Genomic DNA, 24,171 nt, shown 5'->3' with positions numbered 1-24,171 from the left:
GGGCGTGGAACGGGCGAGTTGGGAGTAGGGCGGGCAGCGAGCGGCGATCAGGGCGGTGCGGGGCGGGGCGGGGCACTCTTCGCGACGCCGGGTCAGAGTTCGTCGCGGGGCTGGGTTCAGAACTCGTCCGAGCCGCCCAGGCCGGTCAGCGCGCCGACCGGATCCGGGTCCGGGGTGCCGCGTGGCCACCAGTCGTCGTGGCCCGGTTCCGACTCGTACGCGTACCACAACCCATTGCGGCCGAAGCGGAGTTGGACGTGGCCGCGGGGGTGGGTGAGGTGGTTGCGGCTCGGGCGGAAGGCGGGCAGGTCGGCGGCGAGGAGGAGCGGTCGGGCCCGGTCGAAGCGTCCGGCCGGCGGATCCCAGGTCTCCTCCAGGACGGTGAGCCCGTCCGGCCCGCCCTGCCGCCAGGCGGCCACCGCGCGTGCCAGTTCGGAAGGGGTGCGCCCGACGGCGGAGGCGAGCGCGGCGTAGAGGGCGCGGGTGGAGACGGTGAGTCCGGAACCGGGGCGGGACGCGGCCAGCCGTACGGCGTCCCGCCAGAGGTCCAGTTCGCCGATCTCGTCGTGGCCGGTGGCCAGCAGGGCGTGGGCGCGGGCGGCCGCGTCGGTGGCGAGGTGGTCCAGCGCGAAGGAGTCGGGGCCGTTCGGAGCGGACGGGTAGGCCGGGGGCTGCTCGGGGTGCGGGGGCACGGGCAACGGGGCGGGCAGCGGCGGCAGCCGGCGTTCGGCGAGGGCTTCGGCGGCCCGCACGCTCGGCAGGGGTTCCGGTTCCTGCTCCTGTGCGGCACGGGCCGCACGGGTGGCGTTACGGCGGGACAGCGCGTCGAGCACCTCGCGTTCGCCCCGGCCGCGCAGCAGGAGGAGTACGAACGGGTCGGCGTCGAGTAGCCGCGCGGTCTGGTAGCAGAGGGCGGCCGCGTGCTTGCAGGGGTGACCGCGGTCGGGGCAGCTGCACTGCGGCTCGAGGTCGCCGGGCCCGGGCAGCAGCGGCACCCCGCACTCGGCGAGGGACTCGGGCATCTCCTTGTCGAGCAGCGCGGCGATGTGCCCGGGGCGCTCGACAGCCGCCTCCAGGAAACGCTCCCAGTCCTCGTTGCCGAGGGTGCGCAGTCGCACCTGTACCCGGTAGGGGCGCGGGCGGCTGCCCTGCACGTACGCCAGGACGAGCCCGGGGGTGACGGTGATCGCGTCCACGTTTCCCTGCTCCGCGTAGCCGCGTCCGCGGACCAGACGCTGGGGGTCGAGGGCACCCTCCTCGAGAGCGGTCACCCAGGCATTGCCCCACCAGGTCCCGGCGAACGACCCGCCGGCGCGCGGGGGGAAGGCGGGAAAGGTACGACGATGGTCGCCGTCGCGTGCGGGGGCGGCCATGGAACGGGGGGCGTGGTGCGGTTCGTGGTGCGGTTCGGAAGCCAGGAAATGCGCGGAAGCCGCGCCGCCCGGAGCGACGGAGGAGGTCGAACTCGCCTCCGGCGCGGTCACGTTGCGGGGGGCCGCCTCGGTCGCCGCCGCGTTACGAGTGGCCGGCGGGGCCGCGTTGCGGGCGGCCGCCTCGGGCGCCGCCGCGATACCGGGGGTACTGGGGGCCGCTTCGGCCTCCACCGCGTCACGGGAAGCCGCCTCGGGTGCCGACGCGTTACCGGAGGCAGCTTCGGGTGCCGACGCGTTACCGGGGGCCGCCTCGGGTGCCGACGCGTTACCGGGGGCCGCCTCGGGTGCCGCCGCGTTACCGGGGGCCGCCTCGGGCTCGGACGAGTCCTCCGACGGCATTTGGAAGGCGCCCGCGAGCAACTCCCTTACGACTCGCGCCCGTTCTTCGGCGACAGGGTCACGTGTGCGGTTGGGCCGCCGGGCTTCGGGGGGATGTGCGTCGGTGCGGGGGCGGTGGCCGCCGCGCGCCGACTTGTGGCCTGTCGGCACCCGGCCTTCGGCCGCGCCCTGCCGCACCTGCGCGCGTGCGGCACGCAGGGCCTCCCGGGCGATGTCCCCGGGCCGCGAGCCGGGAGCGGCCTGTGGCGCCAGCGACTCGGCGTCTGCCGGTGGGAAGTCCTTGGGCGGGGCGTCCCCCGATGAGGCGTCCTCCCGTGGTGTGGAGGCCCCTGCGGGGTCGGCGGACGCTGCGGGGGCGGGCTCCACGGCGGTGGGGTCCGGCACGGTGACGGTGTCCGCCGTGGACGCGGGTTCCGGCGTGGGGGTGGAGTCTGACGCGGGCGCGCTGCCCGCCGTAGGCACGGAACCCGACGTGGGGATGGAGTCCGGCACGGGCTGTGTGCCCGGCGTGGACGCGGACCCCGCCGTACGCGCGGACCCCGCCTCGGGCACGGAACCCGGCGCAGGGATGGATCCCGGCATGGGGGTCGGGTTGGACTCGGGTACGGATTCCGGCGTGGAGGTGGGGTCCGGCGCGGGCGCGATGCCCGGCGTGCGCGCGATGCCCGCCGTACGGCGCAGGGCGGCGCGGGCCGCGTCTGCTGGTCTGGGGGTGGGGTATCCGGGCTGTTCCGACGACTCGCGGGCCGGCTCCTGTTCCTGCGACCGCTCCCGAGCCGCCCGCAGCGCACGGCGTGCCTCGTCGGCCGGGCTGGTGGCCTCCTCCTGAGGTGCCTCGGCCGGGACGGCGTCCTCCGTCGCGGTCCTGTCCTTCTCCGTCTCGCCCATCACGCCTCCCTCCGCAGCCTGACCAGGTCGGACAGATCACGGTCCGTGAGTTCGGTGAGGGCCGACTCGCCGGAGCCCAGGATCGCGTCGGCAAGGGCGCGCTTCGCCTGGAGCATCTCGGCGATGCGGTCCTCGACCGTGCCCTCGGTGATGAGCCGGTGCACCTGGACCGGCTGGGTCTGGCCGATGCGGTAGGCGCGGTCGGTGGCCTGTTCCTCCACCGCGGGGTTCCACCAGCGGTCGAAGTGCACGACATGGCCCGCGCGGGTGAGGTTGAGGCCGGTGCCCGCGGCCTTGAGGGAGAGGACGAGCACCGGGGTCACGCCGTCCTGGAAACGGTCCACCATCCGCTCCCGCTCCGGTACCGGAGTACCGCCGTGCAGCAGCTCGACCGGGACCGCGCGGGCGCCGAGGTGGGCGGTGATGAGGCGGGCCATGCCGACGTACTGCGTGAAGACGAGGGCGGAGCCGTCCTCGGCGAGCAGCGTGTCCAGCAGTTCGTCCAGCAGGGCGAGTTTGCCGGAGCGGGCGGCCAGGGCGTCGCCGACGGAGGCGGCCTCCTCCTTGAGGTACAGGGCCGGGTGGTCGCAGATCTGCTTGAGCGCGCCCAGGAGCTTCAGCACCAGGCCGCGCCGGGCGATGCCGTCCGCCGTCTCGATGGCCAGCAGGGACTCCCGTACCACCGCCTCGTACAGCGCGGCCTGTTCACGGGTGAGCGGCACCGGGTGGTCGGTCTCGGTCTTCGGCGGCAGCTCGGGCACGATGCCGGGGTCGGACTTCTTGCGGCGCAGGAGGAACGGGCGTACCAGCCGGGCGAGGCGCTCCACCGCAGAGTCGTCCTCGCCGTTCTCGACCGCGCGCGCGTGCCGGGCGCGGAAGGACTTCAGGGGGCCGAGGAGTCCCGGTGTCGTCCAGTCGAGCAGGGCCCAGAGCTCGGAGAGGTTGTTCTCGACGGGGGTGCCGGTCAGGGCCACGCGCGCGGGGGTGGGGATCGTGCGCAGTGCCTTCGCGGTCGCCGAGAAGGGGTTCTTCACGTGCTGGGCCTCGTCCGCGACGACCATCCCCCAGGGCTGTCCGGCCAGGGCGGTCGCCGCCGAGCGCATCGTGCCGTACGTGGTGAGGACGAAGCCGCCGGAGAGGTCCGCCAGGCTGCGGTCGGGGCCGTGGAAGCGGCGGACGGGGACACCCGGTGCGAAGCGGTTGATCTCGCGCTGCCAGTTGCCCAGGAGGGAGGCCGGGCAGACCACCAGGGTCGGTTCGGTGCGGGCCCGCTTCAGGTGCAGGGCGATGACCGTGATCGTCTTGCCGAGGCCCATGTCGTCGGCGAGACAGCCGCCGAGGCCGAGCGAGGTCATGAGGTCCAGCCAGGCCAGGCCGCGCAGCTGGTAGTCGCGCAGGGTGGCGTCCAGGCCGGCGGGCGGCTGCGCGGGCCGCACTCCGGTGGTGAGGCGGTCCCGCAGGGCGGCCAGGGCGCCGACGGGGACGGCCTCGACGCTCTCGCCGTCGACCTCCACGGTGCCGCTCAGGGCGACGGACAGGGCGTCCACCGGGTCCAGCAGGCCCAGTTCCCGCTTGCGGGCCTTGCGCACGAGCGCCGGGTCGACCAGGACCCACTGGTCGCGGAGCCGGACCACCGGGCGGTGGGCCTCGGCCAGCGTGTCCATCTCGGCCTCGCTGAGCGGGTCGCCGCCGAGCGCCAGCTGCCAGCGGAACTGGAGCAGTTCCTCGCTCTCGAAGAAGCCGGTGCCGTCGGTCGCCGAGCCGGGCGCGGGCCGCACCACCGCGGCCGCGCTGAGGTCCTGCGCCAGGTCCCTCGGCCAGTGCACGGCGACCCCGGCCGCCGCGAGACGGGTGGCCGCCACCCCGAGCAGATCGTTCAGCTCGTCCTCGGACAGGGCCAGGACGTCCGGCGTGTCCTGTTCGGCGAGCCGGGCCAGGGGCGGCCAGACGCGGGCCGCGCGCCGTACGGCGAGGGCCGCGTCCACACGGGCGCGTGCTCCGAAGGCGGCGTCCGCCTCGCCCGCCCACAGGGCCGCCGCGTCGGTCATCAGGGTGGGGTCGGCGAGGCTGTGCACCTGGACGATCGCGGCGCCCGCCCTGCGCGCCCGCTCGCCGTCGTCGAACCGGTCGAACATGTCGTAGGCGGACAGGTCGAGACGGAGCGAGACCCGCACGCCCGCGTCCATGCCGGCGGCGACCTCCGCGGCCCAGTCGTGCGCGCCGGGCAGCCGTTGGGGCCGGCGGTCCGCGAAGGGCCTCCCGCACGCGTACGGCGCGGCCGGGGTGCGGGGCAGGGTGTCCGCCACGGCGTCCAGGAAGGCCCGCATCAGGGCCTCGGGCCGGGGCAGCCGGAGCGGCCCGGCGCCGGGCAGCGGTACCGCGTGTCCCTCGTACGGGAGCGCGGCGGCGACCGCGCGCAGGTGCGCGATGTCCTCCGGGTCCAGCGGGCCCGCCCGCCAGGCGTCGTGTCCGGCGGGCGTCAGGCCGGGCAGCAGGCGGCCGCGGGCGGTGAGCCGCAGCGCGTGCAGCGCCGCCGCGCCCCAGCAGGCGGTCGCCGGGTGGGCGGCGGGGTCGCGGCGGGCCCTTACGAGCAGCGGGAGCGCCTTGTCGAGCGGCAGGGACAGGGCGGGAGCCTGATCGCGGCGGATGGAGGAGCCGTGCCGCCGGACGACGGTGAGCTCGGTGCGCTCCGCGTCCGCCGCGCCGGGCAGGGCGCCGTCCGCCGGGTCCCAGAAGGCGACGCGGCCCTCGCGCGGGAGGGGCGCGGGCAGGAAGACGGCGGCGAGTCGCACGGAGACGGAACCGGGCCCGGCCGCTGCCGTGCCCTGGGTCATGACGCTCATGCCTTGTGTCCACCTCCCGCCCGTGTGTCGGATCAGTCGTCTTCGACTCTACGGGCGGGGTCTGACAATCGGCTCCGGCGGCCGGCCGGGACGCCGCGTCCCGGCCGTGCGGGGACCGGGCGGGGACCGGTCAGGGGACCGTGCGCGAGACCACGTAGACGAAGGGGTAGATCGCGTTGCCGGTGTTCACCACGACGTCCAGCGTCGGCATGGGTTTCTTCTGTTCGTGGACGATCCCGAAGTCGTCGCCGGGGCGGGAGCCGGGACCCGTGAACTTCCAGCCGGTGACCTCCTGGTCGCGGGCGCTGATCGTGATGTCGCCCTTCTTCAGATCGGCCCTGCTGACGCCGATCTCCGCGAGGAACTGTGCGAGGCCGGCCTGCGTGGTCTGGAACTGCGCGTAGAGACGGCTGGTCTTCCAGTTGTTCGTCTCGTAGTAGGCGACCTGGTTCGAGGGGTGCGGGATCGGCACCTGGTACAGGCGGCGCTGGACCTTCGAGGGCCAGCCCTCGGTGAGGCCGGTGGCCGAGTACTTGGCCTCCTTGTCCTTTCCGCTGTCACGGCTCTGGTTGGCGGAGATCACCAGGTAGCCGGCCGGGACGCCGATGAGCAGCACGATGATCAGCAGGGTGAGCGCCCTGCGGCGGATCACGTGCCGGCGGTCCTCCGGCGGGCGGGGCGGCTCGTCGGGGGGCGCGGCCTGGCGGGGCAGCGATGCTGTCATGCGGTGTCCCGGGTCGTGCGGGGTGGTGCGGCGGTCATGCGGTGTCCTGGCGACGGGGCGGTACATGGGTCATACCGTGTCCTGGGTCCGGCGGGCCGCCTCCGTGAACCGTTCGAAGCGCTCGAAGCGCTCCACGCGGCGGCGCTTGGCGCGCCGAAAACGGCGGGCGACCAGACGGGCCAGGTCGGCGGCGCCGACCATGCCGGCCTCGGGGCCCAGTTGGGCGCGGACGATGCGGGCCTCGGGGCGGTAGCCGCGGCCGGTGAGCTGGCGCTTGAACGCGTCGCGCGCGGGGCTGATCAGCAGGTCGTCGGCGGCCGAGACGCCGCCGCCGATCACGAAGCAGGACGGGTCGAGGGCGGCGGCCAGGTTGGCGATGCCGACGCCGAGCCACTGGCCGATGTCCTGGAGCAGCTCGATGCACATGGCGTCGCCCTCGCGGGCCAGCTCGGTGATCATCGGGCCGGTGATGTCGGCGATGTTGCCCTTGACGTGCTCGATGATCCCGTAGGCGACCGGGGAGTCGGCGGCGGCCAGTTCGCGGGCCTCCCGGACCAGCGCGTTGCCCGAGCTGTACTGCTCCCAGCAGCCGCGGTTGCCACACGGGCAACGGTGGCCGCCGGGCACCGCCTGCATATGACCGAACTCGCCGGCGACGCCGTACTTGCCACGCTTGACCTGGCCGTCCTCCAGGATCGCGCCGCCGATGCCGGTGCCGAGAGTGATCATGACGAGGTGGTCCTCACCGCGGCCCGCGCCGAAGCGCCACTCGGCCCAGGCGGCGGTGTTGGCGTCATTGTCGACGAGGACGGGAACCGCCAGACGGTCGGACAGACGGTCCCTGAGGGGCTCGTTGCGCCAGGACAGGTGGGGCGCGAACAGGACGCGGTTGCGGTCGGCGTCCACCCAGCCGGCCGCGCCGACGCCGACCGCGTGCACGTCGTGGCGGTCGGACAGGTCCAGGACGAGCTCGACGATGGTGTCCTCGACGACCTTCGGGCTCTTGGACTTGTCCGGGGTCTCCGTGCGGACCTTCTCCAGGATGTTGCCGTCGGCGTCGACGACCCCCGCCATCACCTTGGTACCGCCGATGTCGATGCCGACCGTCGGCACTCGGGGTGCGGTGAGGTGCGAACGGCGCTCCCTCGTGCCCACGGTGCGGAGTGCGGTGGCGCGGCGGGAGCCGATGGGGGCGGTGAAGTTGCCGTAGGTGCTCATCGTCGCCGATTCTGCCTCACCCTCCCGCCGGGTGCCGAGCCGGGCGGCGGAGGGGGCGCGCGGCCTCGCCCGCACGCGGGCGTGTAGTGGCCGGTCGCGTCCGCATGCGAACGCACGTCCCCGGCCGGGGAAGACCTGTCGCTCACCCCGGAACACCCATCACTCACCTTGTCCGGACATGCGAGCACATTGTCCGGACAATGCGACCAGGACCGGCGCCCGGTCCGCACGGCCCTCAGGGACGTACGAGCAGCTGGAACTCGAAGGAGTAGCGGGTCGGCCGGTAGATGTGGTCGCCGAACTCCACCGCCCGGCCGGTGTCGTCGTAGGTGGTGCGCTGCATGGTCAGCAGCGGGGCGCCCTCCGTCTCGGCGAGCCGCTCGGCCTCGGCGGTGGTGGCGGCGCGGGCGCCGATGGACTGGCGGGCGCTGTGCAGGGTGATCCCGGCGGCCCTCATCAGGCGGTACAGGCCGGTGGCCTGGAGCTGTTCGGTGTCCAGGTCCAGCAGGCCGGAGGGGATGTGGTTGCACAGGTACGCCATCGGCTCCCCGTGCGCCAGCCGCAGCCGCTCCACCCGGTGGACGTCGCCGCCCTCGGCCACCGCGAGCGCCGCCGCGACTTCGGCGGACGCCGGGACCACGGTGTTGATCAGGACCGTCGTCGCCGGACGCTGGCCTGCGGCCTCCAGGTCGTCGTAGAGGCTGCTGAGCTCCAGCGGGCGCTTGACCTGGCTGTGCACGACCTGCGTACCGACACCCCGGCGGCGGACCAGGAGGCCCTTGTCGACGAGCGACTGGATCGCCTGGCGGACGGTCGGCCGGGACAGGCCGAGCCGTGCCGCGAGCTCGATCTCGTTGCCCAGCAGACTGCCGGGGGTGAGCGCTCCGTGCTCGATGGCCGCCTCCAACTGCTGGGCCAGCTGGAAGTACAACGGCACCGGCGAGCTTCGGTCCACACGGAGTTCGAGCTGCACGGTCGGGTCCACTTCTGGTTTCGGCACGGGCCGAGCGTAGCTCCGTGGCCGGTTGACGGGAAGTTGTGCAGTTCGATTGTCCGGACATGCGCATTGACAGCATGCGGCCTGCGACGTCACTTTTGTTTCATGCGCATCGGGGTCATCGGGACGGGCCGCATAGGCACCATTCATGCGAACACACTCAGCCGTCACCGCGAGGTCGGATCCCTGATCCTGACGGACGCGGACCACGGACGGGCTCAGGAGCTCGCGTATCGGCTGGGCGAGACGGCCGCCCCAGGGGTGGACGAGATCTTCCGCTGGGGCGTGGACGCCGTGGTGATCACGACGGCGACCTCGGCCCACGCCGAACTGATCGGTCGGGCAGCACGCTCCGGCCTCCCGGTCTTCTGCGAGAAGCCGATCGCCCTGGATCTGGCGGGCACCTTACAGGCGATAGCCGAGGTGGAGACCGCCGGAACGATCCTGCACATGGGCTTCCAGCGCCGCTTCGACGCGGGGTACACCGGGGCCCGGGAAGCCGTGCGTTCGGGGCGGCTGGGACGTCTGCACACCGTGCGGTCGCTGACCTCCGACCAGTCGGCGCCGCCCGCCGACTGGCTGCCGGTGTCCGGCGGGATCTACCGGGACGCACTTCTCCACGACTTCGACTGTCTGCGCTGGGTGACCGGACGCGAGGTGACGGAGGTGTACGCCGCCGGGTCCGACGCCGGGCCCGCGATGTTCCGCGAGGCGGGGGACGTGGACACGGCGGCCGCGGTCCTCACCCTCGACGACGGCACCCTCGCCACGGCGACGGCGACGCGGCTGAACGGGGCGGGCTACGACGTCCGCATGGAGCTGGCCGGGGAGCTCGACCAGATCGTCGTGGGCCTGGACGACCGCACCCCGATCGCGTCCACGGAGCCGACCGGTCCACCGGCCGCGGACAAACCGTGGACGGGGTTCCTGGAGCGGTTCGAGCCTGCCTACGAGGCGGAGCTGAACGCCTTCGTCGACGTCGTGCGGGGCGAGCGGGTCAACCCCTGCGACGGCCGCCAGGCGCTCCAGGCCCTGCGGATCGCCGAGGCCTGTGAGGTGTCCCGCCGGGACCGCAGGGCGGTGTGGCTCACGGAGATTCCGGCGACCGCGGAGACGCGCTGAGCAGTGCCTGCGCGGACGGCGCCCGGGCACCCGGCAAGGTACCCGGCTCCGGGCAGGCACCCGGCACGGCGCCCGACCTCGGGCGCCAGGCACCGGGCAAAGCCCCGACTCGGGCACCCGGCAAGGCACCCAGATCCGGAGCAGGCACCCGGCACAACGCCCGACTCCGGGAACAGGAACCCGGCACAACGCCCGCCGCCCGGGGCGCGTGTTTGCCTGCCGCCGGTCCGCCGGTGGTTGCGGGCGGCCGTGCCTACCAGCGCACCGGGAGGCTGCGCATGCCGCGCATCAGCGGGCCGGGCAGCCACTCGCCGGGCGGGCCGTCGAGAGCCAGGGCAGGGGTGCGGTCGAGCAGGGACCGTATCGCCGTGCGTGCCTCCAGGCGGGCCAGCGGGGCGCCCAGGCAGTAGTGCACCCCGTGACCGAATCCCAGGTGGCCCCGGCTCTCGCGGCGGATGTCGAAGTCGTCGGGGGCCGGATAGCGCGCCGGGTCACGGCCGGCCGCGGTCAGGCCGATCATCACCGGCTCGCCCCGCGCGACGGACACGCCGGCGATCTCCAGCGGTTCGGCGGCGAACCGGAACGTGGCGTTCTCCACCGGCCCCTCGTAGCGCAGGGCCTCCTCGATCGTGCCGTCGAGAAGGGACATGTCGGCACGCAGGGCGGCCAGCTGATCCGGGTGGGTGAGCAGGGCGTGGACGGCGTTGCCGATCAGGTTGACGGTGGTCTCGTGTCCGGCGACGAGGAGGATGAACGCCATGCCGCGCAGCTCGCCGGGTGAGAGCCGGTCGCCGTCCTGCCCGGTGGTGCGGATCAGGTCGTCCAGCAGGTCGCCGCTCGGCCCGGCGCACCGCTTGTCCTCGATCAGCTCGGTGAGATACATGCCGAGCCGTACGAACGCGTCGTGCTCGGTCTCCGCGCTGGTGGGCGCGACAGCCTCGCCCGACAGCTCACGGAACGCCGTGCGGTCCGTCTCCGGGACGCCGAGGAGCTCGCAGATGACCGTCAGGGGCAGCGGATAGGCCAGCGATTCCACGAGGTCGGCGCGGCCGTGCGGCAGCATCGCGTCGAGCAGGTCGTCGGTGATCCGCTGGATCCTCGGCCGCAGTTCCTCCACGCGGCGCAGGGTGAAGGCGCGGGAGACCAGCGCGCGCAGGCGCGTGTGCTGCGGCGGGTCGGCGGTCAGGAGATGCCTGCCGATCAGCTGTTCGTCGAGGAACGTGGTGCCGATCCGTGCGGAGTCCTTGGCCAGCCGGGGATCGGTGAGCGCCGCGCGCGCCTCCTCGTGACCCACGACGAGCCAGGTCTCGTGGTGCGCGTCGGGCGCGGGCAGCCGTACCCGGTGCACCGGGCCGCGCTCGCGCAGTCGCGCGTAGACCGGATGCGGGTCCCTCCGGAAGCCGTCGCCGAACTCCCCCAGATCGACCACCTCGGCCATTGCCTCTCCCCCTCCGGTCACACCCCGCGACGATCCCGTCACGCATCCAACGAGCGGGGCTCCCGCCTAGTGCCCGCCGCGCCGCCCCTCTTCGCCGCTCGCCCGTTCCGCCCCTCCGGTGCCTTCCCCCGTGTCTTCCAGCAGCCCCGCGTCGTAGGCCAGCAGGGCGATCTGCACCCGGTTGTTGAGGCCGAGCTTGGCCAGGAGCCGGGAGACATGGGCCTTCACGGTGGCGACGCTCATGAACAGATCGGCGGCGATGTCCGCGTTGGACAGTCCCCGGCCGACCGCGACGGCCACCTCGCGTTCGCGCTCCCCCAGGGCCGCGAGGCGCACGCGCGCGTGAGAGCGCCGGCTGTCGGCCGCGGTCCCGGCCGCCGTCCCGGCCGCGTGGTCCATCAACTGCCGGGTGACCGTGGGCGACAGGACGGGATCGCCGGCCGCCACCCGGCGCACGGCGTCGAGGATCTCGGCGGGCGGGGTGTCCTTGAGGACGAACCCGGCGGCACCCGCGCGCAGCGCGCGCAGCACCTGCTCGTCGGCGTGGAAGGTCGTGAGCACCACGACCTGCGGGGCGTCCGCGCGCCCGCGCAGCCGTTCCGTGGCGGCGAGTCCGTCCATGGCCGGCATCCGGATGTCCATCAGGACCACGTCGGGGCGGGTGCGCTCCACGAGCCCCTCGACCTCGCCGCCGTCGGCGGCCTCACCGACGATCTCGATGTCGTCGGCACCCCCCATCATGAAAGCCAGACCGGCCCGCACCAGGGGATCGTCATCGACGAGGAGGAGTCTGATCGCAGTCATGGGCCTTACGTAATCACGGTTGCGGGCGGCCGAGTTCACGGTTCGCGGCAGTCCGGCCGAGCGGCGGCGGACGGGTGCCGCCCCGGACAGGGCCGGCGGCTGCGGGCACGGCCGCCTCAAGGCGCCGCAGGCCACGGCAGCCACGCCCGTACCTCGAACCCCCCGTGCCCCCATGTCCCGTGCTCCAGCCGGCCTCCGGTCAGGGTGGCTCGTTCGGTCAGGCCGATCAGGCCCTGGCCGGAGCCGGGGACGGGCGGTACGTCACCCTCGGGGGCCGGGCTGCGCACGGTCACGGCGAGTCCCTCGCCGGGGCCGCCGGTGACGGTGACCGCGACCTCGGCGCCCGGGGCGTGTTTACGGGCGTTGGTGAGGCACTCCTGGGCGATGCGGTAGGCGGTGCGGCCGACGGACGCGGGGACGGCTCCGGCGTCGCTGACGCGCTGGTCGAGGGTGACCTTCATGCCGGCCTCGCGGGACTCGGCGACCAGTGTGTCCAGGGCGGCCAGCGTCGGCTGGGGGCGGCCCGCGTCGTCGGGTTCGGCGGCCCGCAGGACGCCGATGATCTCCCGCAGGTCCTGGAGGGCCTCGTGGGCACTCTCGCGGATGACACCGGCCGCCCTCGCGATCTCCTCGCGGGGTGCGTCCGGGCGGAACTCCAGCCCGCCCGCGTGCACGCTGAGCAGGGTCAGCCGGTGGGCAAGGACGTCGTGCATCTCCCGGGCGATGGCCTCACGGGCCAGCCGCTGCGCCTGCTCGGCGCGCAGCCGGGCCTCCGTCTCGGCGCGCCGGGCGCGATCGCGCAGGCTCAGCATCAGCTGCCGCTTGGACCGTACGAACATGCCCCAGCCGATGGCCGTGACGGTGAACAGCACGCTCCACGCCACCGAGGGCCCGTACGCCAGGGTGGGGTCGGGGCGGGCCCAGGCCAGCAGCGGGATCACGGCGATCTGGGCGCCGCCCACCCAGGCCACGTACCGGAACGGCCGGTGCACGGCGAGGGTGAAGAGGGCGACCGTGCAGGCACCGGCGGAGGTGGTCGACAGGAAGCCGAGGGGGACCATCGCGATCGCCAGGCCCAGGGGCCACCGCCTGCGCAGCCAGACCGCCGCGCAGGCGAGGGCGCCGAGCAGCTGGTCGGCGGCGGCGACGACGTCGGGGAGGTCCCGTTCGCCGGGGAAGGAGTCCGCGACCGCCAGCCCGACGGCGACGGCCAGGAGGAAACAGCAGAAGTCGACGACCCAGTCACGTGCGGTGCGCCGGTGCGGCCGGCCGGGGCGGTCGGTGTCCGGGGCGAGTTCCGCGACCACGGCCGACGGCAGCAGCCATCGGCGTTCGGTGAACCCCGGCGCCACCGGTGCCGCGCTGTCGTCTGCCCTCATGGTCGACAAATCTACGCAGCGGAGGGGTGCGACACCTCTCCGTGGACGGGATTCCCTGCCGCAGCGCGGGAACAACCGACCGAGGTCGTGCAGCCGCCTACTTTCGGCGCGGCCGGACCGCCGGCCCGCAGTCTTCCGTCGGACAGGTCCCGACCCGCGGCCGATGGCGCACGGGCAGCCGCGGGGCGAGAGTCCCGGGCGTGAGGGAACTGCTGGGAGTAGTCGGTTTCCTCGCTCTGTCGCAGGGCGTCCCGGGCCTGCCGCACGAGTTCACCCGATGGCACGTGGGCCTGGTGCAGCGCCTCGGCTTCCTCGACGGCCACGAGGTGCACCCGAGCGTCGCGCTCCTCGTGCCGGCATTCGCCCTGTTCGCCGCCGCGGAGAGCCGGAAGCCGGGCTGAGCGGAGGTCCCGGACCTCCGGTTAACACCGTGAGAACTTCTTGGACCCGACGGCAAATTCCGTCACCTTGTCATTGACATGACACGGTCTACGCGCGTCATCATGAGCTCATGAGATTCCCCCCACGGATCACTCGTACCGGCGTCTCGGCCGCCGCCCTGACCGCCCTCCTCGTCGGCGGTACCGTCTCCGCCACCACCGCCCACGCCGCCGTCGGCAGCGTCTGCTACACGAAACTGCCCTCCCAGGCGTACGACACGCTCGAACTGATCGAGCAGGGCGGGCCGTTCCCGTACTCGCAGGACGGGGCCGTCTTCCAGAACCGGGAAGGCGTCCTGCCCAGCCAGAGCTCCAGCTACTACCACGAGTACACGGTGAAGACACCCGGCTCCTCGACCCGCGGAGCACGCCGCGTCGTGACCGGGAAGAAGACCGACGAGGACTACTACACCGCGGACCACTACGTCACCTTCAACCTGATCAACTACGGCTGCTGAGCGACACCTTCGACCGTTTCACCGCACAACCGCTTCGCCGCTTCGCCGCTCGACCGCTCGACCGCTCCTGAGACCCTCGCCCCGCGGTCCCCCCACAGCCTTCGGCCGCGGGGCGAGGCACGTCCGGCCGGGTCGGCGGTAGCGCCCCGCACGGCCAACCGTCGTCCGGGAGTGCACTGCACTGCACTACCTGCACTGCACTTGGAGCTGTTCAGCCCGCGTTCGTCGAGAAGAGGCCGCCGGTCGGGCCCTGCTTGTCGCCGCCCTGTGCCTTCTTCAGGGCGTTGGCGAGGCTCTCGATGGTGAGGGACTGGAGGATGACGCGGCCGCTGCCCTCCAGGGTGGCCAGGGACAGGCCCTCGCCGCCGAACACGGCGTTCATGATCCCCTGGCGGTTGAGGCCGCCGACCCGCTGGACGCCGTACCGGATGCCCTCCTCGAAGGCCACCACGCAACCGGTGTCGACCTCGATGCGGCCACCGAAGTCGGCCGGGTCGAGGTCGATGAAGTTACCGGCCCCCGCGATGATCACCGTGCCCCGGCCGGTGAACTTCTCCAGGACGAAGCCCTCGCCGCCCTTCATGCCGGTGCGGCCGCCCTGGAAGGCGATACCGAAGTCGACGGTGGACTCGGCGGCCACGAACGCGTCCTTCTCGGCGAACCACGCGCGCGTGCCGTCCAGCTCCAGGGCGCGCATCTCGCCGGGGAGCACGCCCGCGAAGCCGACCGTGCCCTCGCCGCCCTGGGAGGTGAAGTACTGGAACGCCAGCGACTCGCCCGCGAGGGCGCGCTGGCCGGCCTGCATGGCCGTGCCCATGGCCTGGCGCAGCATGCCACCCATGCCACCGCCGCCCTGCGGCTGCTGACCGCCGCCGGAGGGGCCGCCCAGGCGGGTCTCCATGGTCACGTTCGTCGTCTTGAAGAGGAACTTCCCGGCTTCGCAGTACACGGTCTGGCCGGGAGACAGGCTGACGACCGCCATCTGCATGGCGTTGCCGACGATTTCTTGCTGAAGAGTCACAGAGGGAGAACGCGGGAGGCGGAGGAAAGAGTTCCGGGGGCATGTCGACGTCCGTTCGCCGCCAGCGCCGCGGGACGCCGGCCGCTGGGATGGACCCATGACAACGACCGACAGGACACTGAACGGCAAGGTGGCCCTCGTGACCGGCGGCAGCCGTGGCATCGGGGCGGCCACCGCCCTGCGGCTCGCGGGCGAAGGCGCGGACGTGGCGGTGACATACGTGAACGGCAAGGAGGCGGCCGAGGACGTCGTAAGGACCGTGGAGGCGCTGGGACGGCGGGCGGTGGCCCTGCGCGCGGACTCGGCGGACCCGGAGGAGGCGGCCGGGGCGGTGGACCGTACGGTCCGGGCGCTGGGCGGTCTCGATGTGCTGGTGAACAACGCGGGTGTCGGCGTCCTCGGTCCGCTGGAGGGGCTCGCCCTCTCCGACGTCGACCGGGTGCTCGCCGTCAACGTGCGCGGGGTGTTCCTGGTCTCGCAGGCGGCCGCCGCGCGGATGGCGGGCGGCGGGCGGATCATCACCATCGGCACCTGTATGACCCAGCGGGTGCCCGGTCCCGGCGGCACGCTGTACGCGATGAGCAAGGCGGCCCTGATCGGTCTGACCAAGGCTCTCGCCCGGGAACTGGGCCCGCGCGGGATCACGGCGAACCTCGTCCACCCCGGCCCGATCGACACGGACATGAACCCTGCGGACGGACCGCACGCGGCCGGCCAGGCGACGATGACCGCACTGGGCCGGTTCGGCACGGCGCAGGAGGTGGCCGCGACGGTCGCCCACCTGGCGGGGGCCGCGTACGTCACGGGCGCCGAGTTCGCCGTGGACGGCGGGCACGCGGCCTGAGGTTCGGGCCTCGGGCCAGGCCTCTCCGGCAGCGCGGAACCGCCCTCGCCGCTCCCGGGCACACCCCGCCCCCGCCGTGGGGTGCCCGGGAGCGGCGGCCGGCTCAGCCGCCGAGTTCCTGGTGGCGGGCGGTCAGCGCCGCCGTGCCCGCCTCCGTGAGGGAGCCGAACAGGCGGAGGCGGGAGATGCCGCCGTCGGGGTAGATGTCCACGCGCGCGTGGGTGCCGACCGCCGGGGCCGGCAGGACGAAGCGGTGGTTGGTGTCGGGCTGGAGGCGGGTGCGCGGGAGGATCTCGGTCCACTCGCCGCTCTCGCCGTCCTTGACCGACACCGAGGCCCAGCCGGCGCTGTTGCCCTTCAGGTACGCCGTGTCGATCTCCAGCGCGCGGATCAGCGCCTGGGCCGTCAGGCGGTAGCGGATCCAGTCGTTGCCCCGGTCGCGGCGGCGCCGGGTCTCCCAGCCGTCGTCCATCTTGCGGGAGCGGCCCGGCTGGATGGTGTTGCTCGCCGGTGAGTAGAAGAGGTCGGAGGCGTCCTCGGCCCGGCCGCCGTTCTCCAGGGCGACGACGTCGAAGGTGCCGAGCACCGTCAGCCACTGCGGATCGGGCACGACCTCCCCGTGGACGCGCAGGCGGGCGATGCCGCCGTCGGGGTGCTGGTTGACCCGCAGGTGGGTGAAGCGCTGCTCCACGGACACGGCGAAACCGTTCGCCGCGTGGCCGCCGACCGGCGTGCGCGGGACCAGCGTCGTCCACTTCACATGGTCGCCGAGGAGTTCCCCGGGGGACGGGGAGCCCGGCACCGAGGCGCCCTCGACCGACACCGCCTGCGGGTAGTTGCCGCGGAAGTGGGCCGTGTCGACGACGATGCCCCGGATCACCCCGGGCGCGCCGAGGCGGACGAGCGCCCAGTCGTGGTCCTCGTCGGTCGGCCACGGATGGCCGGCGGAGGCACCCCGGCGGCGGCGCGTCTCCCAGCCGTCCATGATCTTGCCCTTGTGGCCGAAGTGCTCCGGGTCGAACTCGGCGGGCCCGGGCACCAGCAGGTTCTCGCGCTGGGCGAAGAACTCGTCGTTGGCGGCGACGACGCCGGCTCCGAGCCGCCGGTCGGCGAGGTTGACGTGCCGGGTGAAGGGGAAGTCTGCGGTGCGGTAGTCCGCGTACGGGTCGCCGCCGCCGTAGGGGTTCGCGTCGCCGGTGAAGTTCTCTGTCGCCGTCACGGTGATCTGGTCTGCCTTTCGGGGTCGGCCGGTGCGGGTGCGGGGGAACCAGGAGGGCGTTCGGGCGCTCGTCCGGCTCAGGGGGTGCGGGTGAGGAGCCGTCCTCTCGGCTCGGTGAACTCGCCGTCGGCGACGATCCGTTCGCCGCGCAGCCAGGTCGACTTCACGACGCCGTGCAGCGTCTTGCCGGCGTACGCCGTGACGCGGTTGCGGTGCTGGAGGGATGACGGGTCGACGGTGAAGGTCTCGTCGGGGGCGAGGACGGCGAAGTCGGCGTCACGGCCCGCTTCGATCGCGCCCTTGCGGGAGAGGCCCACCAGGGCGGCCGTGCGCGTGGACATCCACCGGACGACGTCGTCCAGTCCGTGGCCCCGCCGCCGGGCCTCTGTCCACACGGCCGCCAGGCTCAGCTGAAGCCCGGAGATGCCGCCCCACGCCGTCGCGAAGTCGTCCGTCTTGAGGTCGGCCGTGGACGGTGAGTGGTCGGTGACCACACAGTCGATCGTGCCGTCCGCCAGGGCCTGCCAGAGCAGGTCCTGGTTGGCGGACTCGCGGATCGGCGGACAGCACTTGAACTCGCTGGCGCCGTCGGGGACTTCCTCGGCGGTCAGGGTCAGGTAGTGCGGGCAGGTCTCGACCGTGATGCGCACGCCGTCCGCCTTGGCCGCGGCGATCAGCGGCAGCGCGTCGCCGGAGGAGAGGTGCAGCACGTGCACGCGCGCGTGGAGGCGCTTCGCCTGCGCGATCAGGTTCGCGATGGCGGTGTCCTCGGCGTCACGGGGACGGCTGGCGAGGAAGTCGGCGTACCGGGGGCCGCCCTGCTGGGGGGCGGCGTCGAGGTGGTGGGGGTCCTCGGCGTGCACGATCAGCAGGCCGCCGAATCCGGAGATCTCGGCGAGGGAGCGGGCGAGCCGGTCCTGGTCGAGGTGCGGGAACTCGTCCACGCCCGAGGGGGAGAGGAACGCCTTGAACCCGAAGACGCCGGAATCATGCAGCGGGCGCAGGTCCTTGACGTTGCCGGGCAGGGCGCCGCCCCAGAAGCCGACGTCGATGTGCGCCTTGTCGGCGGCGACCTCCTGCTTGATCCGGAGGTGGTCGACCGTCGTGGTCGGCGGCAGGGAGTTGAGGGGCATGTCGACGAGGGTGGTGATGCCGCCGGCCGCCGCCGCGCGCGTGGCGGTCCAGAAGCCCTCCCAGTGGGTGCGACCGGGGTCGTTGACGTGGACGTGGGTGTCGACCAGTCCGGGCAGCAGGACGTCGTCGCCGAAGTCCTCCAGGCGGGCGCCCTCGGGGACGGGCGCGTCGTAGGGCAGGACGGCCCTGATCCGGCCGTCGGCGACCGCGACCGCGGCGGGCCGTGACCCTTCGGGAGTGATGACGCGCGTCGAGCGCAGCACCAGTTCGGCGTCGGACACCCGGACCCCTCTCTTCCGTTTACTTGGCGGAAACTTCCGCGCAACGGAATTCAACGTTCTGTTGAAGGAGTCTTCCCTCCCTCCTCCACGTCGTCAAGGGCGCGCCCCCTCTCAATGCACCCACTGCCGCCACCCTAGACGTTTCCATATAATGGAATTAATATTCCGCCCAGCAGAACGCAGCTACGCACAAACGAGGAGTCAACCGACCGCCGGGTAGGCTTCAGCCCTTCCCGCCAGTTTCGAAAGGAACGCGCCGTGCCGACGTCCAGCGCCAGCACCACCGACTCCGCCAAGTCCACCGGCGGAGGGGTCCAGTCCCTCGAGCGCGCCTTCGATCTGCTCGAGCGGATGGCGGACGCGGGCGGCGAGGTCGGTCTGAGCGAGCTGTCCGCGAGCAGCGGGCTGCCCCTGCCCACCATTCACCGCCTGATGCGCACCCTGGTGGCCTGCGGCTACGTCCGCCAGCAGCCCAACCGCCGCTACGCGCTGGGCCCCCGGCTGATCCGGCTCGGCGAATCCGCCGCCCGGCTGCTGGGCACGTGGGCCCGCCCCTACCTGGCCCGCCTGGTCGAGGAGACCGGCGAGACGGCGAACATGGCGCTGCTCGACGGCGACGAGATCGTGTACGTGGCGCAGGTGCCGTCCAAGCACTCGATGCGGATGTTCACCGAGGTCGGCCGCCGGGTCCTGCCGCACTCCACGGGCGTCGGCAAGGCACTGCTCGCCGGTTTCCCGGACGCCGAGGTGCGCGCCCTGCTCGCCCGCACCGGCATGCCCGCCGCCACCGACAAGACGATCACCACCCCCGAGGGCTTCCTCGCGGCCCTCGCGGACGTGCGGCACGCCGGTTACGCGGTCGACGACAACGAGCAGGAGATCGGTGTCCGCTGCCTGGCGGTGCAGGTGCCGGACTCCCCCACCGCCGCGGCCATCTCGATCTCCGGCCCGGCGGGCCGCGTCACGGAGTCGGCCACGGAGAGGATCGTGCCGGTGCTGCAGCAGGTGGCGGTGGAACTGTCGCAGGCGCTGACGACCCCGGGGCCGGCGGTCTAGAGCCGCCTCCCGGCCCGGCCCGGGGCCGGTGGGTCAGGTCCGAGCGCGGCCCCGGCCACCGCTCAACCGCGGGGCGCATCCCCGAACAGATCCACGGCACGGCGCACGTCCGACAGGCTCCGGGACAGTGCGCTCACCGAGCCGATGGCGCCCGCGATCAGCAGCAACGACCGGCGCAGCCGGGGGACTTCGGGGGTGCCGTGGGTCACCATCGCGGCGAGCGCGGCGAGTTCGTCCTCGGCGATGACCCGGTCCGGGAACTCGGCCGGGTGCGTGGCCAGTTCGCGGCGTAACCGGGACACCGCGGTCCGCAGTTCCACCACCCTCTGGTCCTCGCCGCTGCTGGTCACTGCCCTCTGCCCCAAGCTCCGCAACACAGCTCTCCCCCCTCGCGCTCCGCTGAGCGCGAGTGCGCGCTTCACCCGACCCGCGTTCCCTTGGCGCCGACCGGCCACCGCAGGACGCGCGGGTCAGTAAACGCCACCCGATGCGGCGTGCGCCACTGCGCGTACCGAAATTCAGCCCCTGGAAACCGTGCCGTCGCCGCCGGGTCAGGTATGCAGGACGTATGACGCAAAAGGAAGAACGGGCCGCGGACCAGGTGGTCGGCCTGCTTCTCGCGGCGGGCGGGGGCCGGCGGCTCGGCGGGCACCCCAAGGCACTGCTCGAACACCGGGGGCGGCCACTCGTCGAACACGCGGTCGGGGTACTGCGCGCGGCGGGCTGCGCGCGGGTGCACGTGGTCCTCGGGGCCGCCGCCGACGCCGTACGGGAGCGGGCGCGGCTGGAGGGGTGCGTGATCGTGACGAATCCCGAGTGGGAGCGGGGCATGGGCACGTCGCTGCGGGCCGGGCTCGGCTCACTCGCCGGGACGGGGGCGCGTGCCGCGCTGGCCTTCCTCGTCGATCAGCCCGGAATCGGGCCGGAGGCCGTGGCCCGGGTGCTCGCCGCGTACGAGGACGAGTCCTCGCTCGTCTGCGCCGCCTACGACGGCGTACGGGGCCATCCCGTCCTGTTCGGGGCCGCCCACTGGGCGGGCATCGCGGTGACTGCCACCGGCGACCGGGGGGCACGTGCCTATCTGAAGGAGCACGGGGAGGCGCTCACGCTCGTCGAGTGCGCGGACGTGGCCCGCCCGTTCGACATCGACACCCCGCAGGATCTCGCCCACCTCGAGTGAGGGACCTGGCACCGAGCGCCACCTTGCCTCGACGCGGAGAGTCCCGACATCAACAAATCATTGAACTTCCACGATGAGGAAACTAGTATCCACCGTTCAGAAGGACCCGGCCCGTCCGGGGCCGCGCCCGCCGTACCCGGTTCGACTGGCACCCGGTGCCAACGCTGAAGGAAGTGACCGCTCATGTCCGCACCAGCGCCGTCCCCGCTGGCCATCGTCGACGCCGAGCCCCTGCCACGGCAGGAGGAGGTCCTCACCGAGGCGGCGCTCGCCTTCGTGGCCGAACTGCACCGGCGGTTCACCCCGCGCCGTGACGAGCTCCTGGCCCGTCGCGCGCGGCGGCGGGCCGAGATCGCCCGCACCTCCTCGCTCGACTTCCTCCCGGAGACCGCCGCGATCCGCGCGGACGACTCCTGGAAGGTGGCCCCCTCCCCCGCGGCCCTGAACGACCGCAGGGTCGAGATCACCGGCCCGACCGACCGCAAGATGACCGTCAACGCCCTCAACTCGGGCGCCCGGGTCTGGCTCGCGGACTTCGAGGACGCCTCGGCGCCGACCTGGGAGAACGTCGTCCTCGGTCAGGTCAACCTGGCCGACGCCTACACCCGGAACATCGACTTCACCGACCCGGGATCCGGCAAGGCGTATGCCCTGAAGGCCGACGGCGAACTCGCCACGGTCGTCATGCGCCCGCGCGGCTGGCATCTGAACGAGCGTCATCTCGTCGACGCGGACGGCCGTCAGGTCCCCGGCGCCCTCGTCGACTTCGGCCTCTACTTCTTCCACAACGCCCAGCGCCTCCTCGACCTCGGCAAGGGCCCGTACTTCTACCTCCCGAAGACGGAGTCGCACCTGGAGGCCCGCCTCTGGAACGAGGTGTTCGTCTTCGCGCAGGATCATGTCGGCATCCCACAGGGCACCGTCCGCGCCACCGTGCTCATCGAGACGATCACGGCCGCGTACGAGATGGAGGAGATCCTCTACGAACTCCGCGACCACGCCTCGGGGTTGAACGCCGGCCGCTGGGACTACCTGTTCTCCATCGTCAAGAACTTCCGTGACGGCGGGCCCAGGTTCGTCCTGCCGGACCGCAACGCGGTCACCATGACCGCCCCGTTCATGCGGGCGTACACCGAACTCCTCGTCCGCACCTGTCACAAGCGCGGCGCGCACGCCATCGGCGGCATGGCGGCCTTCATCCCGTCCCGCCGCGACGAGGAGGTCAACAAGGTCGCCTTCGAGAAGGTGAAGGCCGACAAGGACCGCGAGGCGAACGACGGTTTCGACGGGTCGTGGGTGGCCCATCCGGACCTGGTGCCGATCGCCATGGCCTCCTTCGACGCCGTGCTCGGCGACCGGCCGAACCAGAAGGACCGGCTCCGCGAGGACGTCGACGTCAAGGCGGCCGATCTGATCGCCGTCGACTCGCTGGAGGCCAGGCCGACCTACCAGGGCCTGGTCAACGCCGTGCAGGTCGGCATCCGTTACATCGAGGCCTGGCTGCGCGGCCTCGGCGCGGTCGCCATCTTCAACCTGATGGAGGACGCGGCCACCGCCGAGATCTCCCGCTCGCAGATCTGGCAGTGGATCAACGCGGGGGTGGAGTTCGAGCACGCCGGCGACACGGTCAGGGCCACGCCCGAGCTGGCCCGCGAGGTCGCCGCCCGGGAACTGGCGGCGATCCGCGAGGAGATCGGCGAGGAGGCCTTCGCGGCCGGCCACTGGCAGCAGGCCCACGACCTGCTGCTGACGGTCTCGCTCGACGACGACTACGCGGACTTCCTCACCCTGCCGGCGTACGAGCAGCTCAAGGGCTGAGCGCCGGCCCGGACCCGAACGCTCACCTGTCCGAGTGGCCCAGGGACCTTCCCGGGGCCACTCGGTCGCGTACGAGCCTCTTCACCGCCGTCGGTTCCGGGAAGCCCTGTTCGCGGCGGTCCCAGACCACCTCGTCGTCGACCCGGACGACGAAGACCCCGCCACTGCCGGGTTTGAGGGCCAGCTCCGTCAGCTCGGTCTCGAAGGTCGTGAGCAGTTCCTGCCCCAGCCAGGCCGCGCGGGGCAGCCAACGGCACTGGGTGCAGTACTCGATCTCGACACGCCGACTCGGCTGACTCGACCGACCCGGCTCACTGGAATCACTCGGCTGACTCAGGCCGCTCGTGTCACTCAGGTCACTCATGTCGCCCACATCGCTCACGTCGCTCAGTTCGCTCGTCCGAGGTGTACCGACCAATCCTGTTCCGCGGCCGGCTTGCCGTGCAGGTCGGGGACCCGCTTGAGCCAGTCGGGCCGTCCTTGCCGCGTCCTCGCCGCGCGACGGGCCTCGTCGGCGGCGAGCTCCTCCGGCGCGGGGAAGTCGGTGGGCAGCCAGGCCGCGGAGGCCTCCACACGCGCGTGGAGGTACCGCACATACGCCTCCCGGACCGCGTCCGGGGACGCGAACCCCTCTTCGTCGGCCAGCCAGGCGTCCGGTACTTCCGCCACGATCCGGCGCAGCAGCTCCTCGGTCACCAGGGGCGCCAGTTCGGCGTCGGCGGCTCGGGTGTCCGGGGCGGAGTGCCCGAGCGCGTGGTGACGGAAGTCGTACGCCTTCCCGGGGTCGGCGCCCTCCCAGCGGTGGTGGAAGACGAGGGCGGCGCCGTGATCGATCAGCCACAGCCGCGGCGGGACGGTGCCGAACGTCGGCCAGACCATCAGGTTGGAGCTGTGGACCGTACGGTCGACGTTCACGGTCAGGGCGTCCAGCCAGACGATCCGCCCGGCCTCCAGCGGCTCCACCGGCCAGGACGCGGCGACCTCCGGGGTGAAGTCCTCGGCGCCCGGCAGGAAGTCCATCCCGAGGTTGAGCCCCGCGCTGGCGGTGTGCAGGTCCCGTACCTCCTGGTGCGGTTCGTGCTCCGCGATCGCCGGGTCGAAGTGCACGAGGACCAGTTCGGGGAAGCGCAGTCCGAGGGCGCGTGCCAGCTCACCGACGATCACCTCGGCGACGAGCGCCTTGCGGCCCTGCGCGGAGCCCGTGAACTTCACGACGTAGGTGCCCAGGTCGTCGGCCTCGACGATGCCGGGGACGGAGCCGCCGGACCGCAGGGGCTCGACGTAGCGGGTTGCGGTGACCTCTCTCAGCATTTCCAAGGCCCCACTGTCGCTTCCAGCCTCCGGCACGAAGTGAACATAGTAACCAGGCGGGACAGCCGACCAGGAGTGACCGAGCCACCGTCGCGTTCGGGCGGGGAGCGGGGTGAACACGGGCACGACCACGCCCGTACCCCTCACGGACACCGTCGATGAGCCCTTGTCACAGGCTCCGCCTAGGATGATCCCGATGAAGAGCCCCGAGCAGCGCCTTGCGC

21 protein-coding genes are annotated in these 24,171 nt (G+C 72.9%); 7 read left to right on the top strand and 14 right to left on the bottom strand.

Annotation, left to right across the window (positions count from 1 at the left end; translation table 11 throughout):
• Positions 1-116 precede the first annotated feature (116 nt).
• The 5 genes from ACFWBB_RS08035 to ACFWBB_RS08015 form a co-directional block, all read right to left on the bottom strand.
• Positions 117-2,660 carry an SWIM zinc finger family protein gene (locus ACFWBB_RS08035; protein ID WP_385268301.1) on the bottom strand — a complete coding sequence of 848 codons (2,544 nt, stop codon included), beginning with the start codon at positions 2,658-2,660 and terminating at the stop codon, positions 117-119.
• Positions 2,660-5,494, bottom strand: coding sequence for a DEAD/DEAH box helicase (locus tag ACFWBB_RS08030; RefSeq protein ID WP_385268482.1), 2,835 nt, complete (start codon positions 5,492-5,494; stop codon positions 2,660-2,662). Before ACFWBB_RS08030 ends, ACFWBB_RS08035 begins: the two co-directional genes overlap by 1 nt.
• 139 nt (positions 5,495-5,633) lie before the next feature.
• On the bottom strand, positions 5,634-6,227 hold the full coding sequence (locus ACFWBB_RS08025; protein WP_385268480.1) for a sugar kinase: 594 nt from the start codon (positions 6,225-6,227) through the stop codon (positions 5,634-5,636).
• A 69-nt stretch (positions 6,228-6,296) separates the two neighbouring features.
• The gene (locus ACFWBB_RS08020; protein ID WP_385268299.1) at positions 6,297-7,445 is read right to left on the bottom strand and encodes an ROK family glucokinase; all 1,149 of its coding nucleotides are present in this window, start codon (positions 7,443-7,445) and stop codon (positions 6,297-6,299) included.
• A 235-nt stretch (positions 7,446-7,680) separates the two neighbouring features.
• Positions 7,681-8,418 (bottom strand): GntR family transcriptional regulator, encoded by a 738-nt coding sequence (locus ACFWBB_RS08015; protein WP_385268478.1) that lies wholly within the window; start codon positions 8,416-8,418, stop codon positions 7,681-7,683.
• A gap of 129 nt (positions 8,419-8,547) precedes the next feature.
• Here ACFWBB_RS08015 and ACFWBB_RS08010 point away from each other — a divergent pair, with 129 nt between their 5' ends.
• Positions 8,548-9,564, top strand: coding sequence for a Gfo/Idh/MocA family oxidoreductase (locus ACFWBB_RS08010; RefSeq protein WP_385268297.1), 1,017 nt, complete (start codon positions 8,548-8,550; stop codon positions 9,562-9,564).
• A gap of 253 nt (positions 9,565-9,817) precedes the next feature.
• Here ACFWBB_RS08010 and ACFWBB_RS08005 read toward each other — a convergent pair whose 3' ends face one another.
• The 3 genes from ACFWBB_RS08005 to ACFWBB_RS07995 all read right to left on the bottom strand — a co-directional run bounded on the left by ACFWBB_RS08005 (position 9,818) and on the right by ACFWBB_RS07995 (position 13,185).
• Positions 9,818-11,002, bottom strand: coding sequence for a cytochrome P450 (locus ACFWBB_RS08005; RefSeq protein ID WP_385268295.1), 1,185 nt, complete (start codon positions 11,000-11,002; stop codon positions 9,818-9,820).
• Between the two features lie 66 nt (positions 11,003-11,068).
• Positions 11,069-11,806, bottom strand: coding sequence for a response regulator (locus ACFWBB_RS08000; protein WP_385268293.1), 738 nt, complete (start codon positions 11,804-11,806; stop codon positions 11,069-11,071).
• 116 nt (positions 11,807-11,922) lie between these two features.
• Positions 11,923-13,185, bottom strand: coding sequence for a histidine kinase (locus ACFWBB_RS07995; protein WP_385268290.1), 1,263 nt, complete (start codon positions 13,183-13,185; stop codon positions 11,923-11,925).
• Positions 13,186-13,385: 200 nt separating this feature from the next.
• Here ACFWBB_RS07995 and ACFWBB_RS07990 point away from each other — a divergent pair, with 200 nt between their 5' ends.
• Together ACFWBB_RS07990 and ACFWBB_RS07985 are read left to right on the top strand one after the other, a co-directional pair.
• A complete protein-coding gene (locus ACFWBB_RS07990; RefSeq protein ID WP_385268288.1) occupies positions 13,386-13,586 on the top strand; it encodes a hypothetical protein in 201 nt (66 codons plus the stop codon).
• Between the two features lie 110 nt (positions 13,587-13,696).
• Positions 13,697-14,083 carry a ribonuclease domain-containing protein gene (locus ACFWBB_RS07985; RefSeq protein ID WP_385268286.1) on the top strand — a complete coding sequence of 129 codons (387 nt, stop codon included), beginning with the start codon at positions 13,697-13,699 and terminating at the stop codon, positions 14,081-14,083.
• A gap of 211 nt (positions 14,084-14,294) precedes the next feature.
• On the opposite strand, the gene ACFWBB_RS07980 is transcribed toward ACFWBB_RS07985, so the two are convergent.
• Positions 14,295-15,104: an AIM24 family protein gene (locus ACFWBB_RS07980; protein ID WP_385268284.1), complete on the bottom strand. Its 810-nt coding sequence runs from the start codon at positions 15,102-15,104 to the stop codon at positions 14,295-14,297.
• A gap of 97 nt (positions 15,105-15,201) precedes the next feature.
• On the opposite strand from ACFWBB_RS07980, the gene ACFWBB_RS07975 reads away from it, so the two are divergent.
• On the top strand, positions 15,202-15,948 hold the full coding sequence (locus tag ACFWBB_RS07975) for an SDR family oxidoreductase (RefSeq protein ID WP_385268282.1): 747 nt from the start codon (positions 15,202-15,204) through the stop codon (positions 15,946-15,948).
• Between the two features lie 103 nt (positions 15,949-16,051).
• Here ACFWBB_RS07975 and alc read toward each other — a convergent pair whose 3' ends face one another.
• Positions 16,052-17,167 carry an allantoicase gene (gene alc / locus ACFWBB_RS07970; protein WP_385268280.1) on the bottom strand — a complete coding sequence of 372 codons (1,116 nt, stop codon included), beginning with the start codon at positions 17,165-17,167 and terminating at the stop codon, positions 16,052-16,054.
• A gap of 77 nt (positions 17,168-17,244) precedes the next feature.
• On the bottom strand, positions 17,245-18,582 hold the full coding sequence (gene allB, locus ACFWBB_RS07965; protein WP_385268278.1) for an allantoinase AllB: 1,338 nt from the start codon (positions 18,580-18,582) through the stop codon (positions 17,245-17,247).
• 258 nt (positions 18,583-18,840) lie between these two features.
• Between allB and ACFWBB_RS07960 the strand changes: the two genes are divergently transcribed.
• On the top strand, positions 18,841-19,638 hold the full coding sequence (locus ACFWBB_RS07960) for an IclR family transcriptional regulator (protein ID WP_385268276.1): 798 nt from the start codon (positions 18,841-18,843) through the stop codon (positions 19,636-19,638).
• A gap of 62 nt (positions 19,639-19,700) precedes the next feature.
• Here ACFWBB_RS07960 and ACFWBB_RS07955 read toward each other — a convergent pair whose 3' ends face one another.
• Positions 19,701-20,015: a DUF5955 family protein gene (locus ACFWBB_RS07955; RefSeq protein WP_385268274.1), complete on the bottom strand. Its 315-nt coding sequence runs from the start codon at positions 20,013-20,015 to the stop codon at positions 19,701-19,703.
• A 191-nt stretch (positions 20,016-20,206) separates the two neighbouring features.
• On the opposite strand from ACFWBB_RS07955, the gene ACFWBB_RS07950 reads away from it, so the two are divergent.
• Both ACFWBB_RS07950 and aceB read left to right on the top strand, forming a co-directional pair.
• Positions 20,207-20,818: an NTP transferase domain-containing protein gene (locus ACFWBB_RS07950; RefSeq protein WP_385268272.1), complete on the top strand. Its 612-nt coding sequence runs from the start codon at positions 20,207-20,209 to the stop codon at positions 20,816-20,818.
• Between the two features lie 183 nt (positions 20,819-21,001).
• Positions 21,002-22,636, top strand: coding sequence for a malate synthase A (gene aceB, locus ACFWBB_RS07945; protein ID WP_385268270.1), 1,635 nt, complete (start codon positions 21,002-21,004; stop codon positions 22,634-22,636).
• Positions 22,637-22,658: 22 nt separating this feature from the next.
• Here the strand turns inward: aceB and ACFWBB_RS07940 are convergent, their stop codons facing one another.
• Complete coding sequence (locus tag ACFWBB_RS07940; protein WP_385268476.1) at positions 22,659-22,973, bottom strand: SelT/SelW/SelH family protein; 315 nt, start codon at positions 22,971-22,973, stop codon at positions 22,659-22,661.
• A gap of 50 nt (positions 22,974-23,023) precedes the next feature.
• The gene (locus tag ACFWBB_RS07935) at positions 23,024-23,947 is read right to left on the bottom strand and encodes a HipA family kinase (protein WP_385268474.1); all 924 of its coding nucleotides are present in this window, start codon (positions 23,945-23,947) and stop codon (positions 23,024-23,026) included.
• Positions 23,948-24,171: the final 224 nt, after the last annotated feature.

Source organism: Streptomyces sp. NPDC060000 (genome assembly GCF_042737375.1).
Lineage (GTDB): Bacteria > Actinomycetota > Actinomycetes > Streptomycetales > Streptomycetaceae > Streptomyces.
The sequence above is the reverse complement of the archived record's forward strand: the minus strand, read 5'-3'. Positions and strand labels throughout refer to the sequence as shown.

What these genes read in the sequence shown, in the direction of transcription:
- ACFWBB_RS07950 (WP_385268272.1), top strand. Translation starts at nt 20,207, where the DNA reads ATGACGCAAAAGGAAGAACGGGCCGCGGACCAGGTGGTCGGCCTGCTT.
- ACFWBB_RS08010 (WP_385268297.1), top strand. Translation starts at nt 8,548, where the DNA reads ATGCGCATCGGGGTCATCGGGACGGGCCGCATAGGCACCATTCATGCG.
- ACFWBB_RS08005 (WP_385268295.1), bottom strand. Translation starts at nt 11,002, where the DNA reads ATGGCCGAGGTGGTCGATCTGGGGGAGTTCGGCGACGGCTTCCGGAGG.
- ACFWBB_RS07985 (WP_385268286.1), top strand. Translation starts at nt 13,697, where the DNA reads ATGAGATTCCCCCCACGGATCACTCGTACCGGCGTCTCGGCCGCCGCC.
- ACFWBB_RS08025 (WP_385268480.1), bottom strand. Translation starts at nt 6,227, where the DNA reads ATGACAGCATCGCTGCCCCGCCAGGCCGCGCCCCCCGACGAGCCGCCC.
- ACFWBB_RS08030 (WP_385268482.1), bottom strand. Translation starts at nt 5,494, where the DNA reads ATGACCCAGGGCACGGCAGCGGCCGGGCCCGGTTCCGTCTCCGTGCGA.
- ACFWBB_RS08035 (WP_385268301.1), bottom strand. Translation starts at nt 2,660, where the DNA reads ATGGGCGAGACGGAGAAGGACAGGACCGCGACGGAGGACGCCGTCCCG.
- ACFWBB_RS07995 (WP_385268290.1), bottom strand. Translation starts at nt 13,185, where the DNA reads ATGAGGGCAGACGACAGCGCGGCACCGGTGGCGCCGGGGTTCACCGAA.
- aceB (WP_385268270.1), top strand. Translation starts at nt 21,002, where the DNA reads ATGTCCGCACCAGCGCCGTCCCCGCTGGCCATCGTCGACGCCGAGCCC.
- ACFWBB_RS07935 (WP_385268474.1), bottom strand. Translation starts at nt 23,947, where the DNA reads ATGCTGAGAGAGGTCACCGCAACCCGCTACGTCGAGCCCCTGCGGTCC.
- ACFWBB_RS07975 (WP_385268282.1), top strand. Translation starts at nt 15,202, where the DNA reads ATGACAACGACCGACAGGACACTGAACGGCAAGGTGGCCCTCGTGACC.
- ACFWBB_RS08020 (WP_385268299.1), bottom strand. Translation starts at nt 7,445, where the DNA reads ATGAGCACCTACGGCAACTTCACCGCCCCCATCGGCTCCCGCCGCGCC.
- ACFWBB_RS08000 (WP_385268293.1), bottom strand. Translation starts at nt 11,806, where the DNA reads ATGACTGCGATCAGACTCCTCCTCGTCGATGACGATCCCCTGGTGCGG.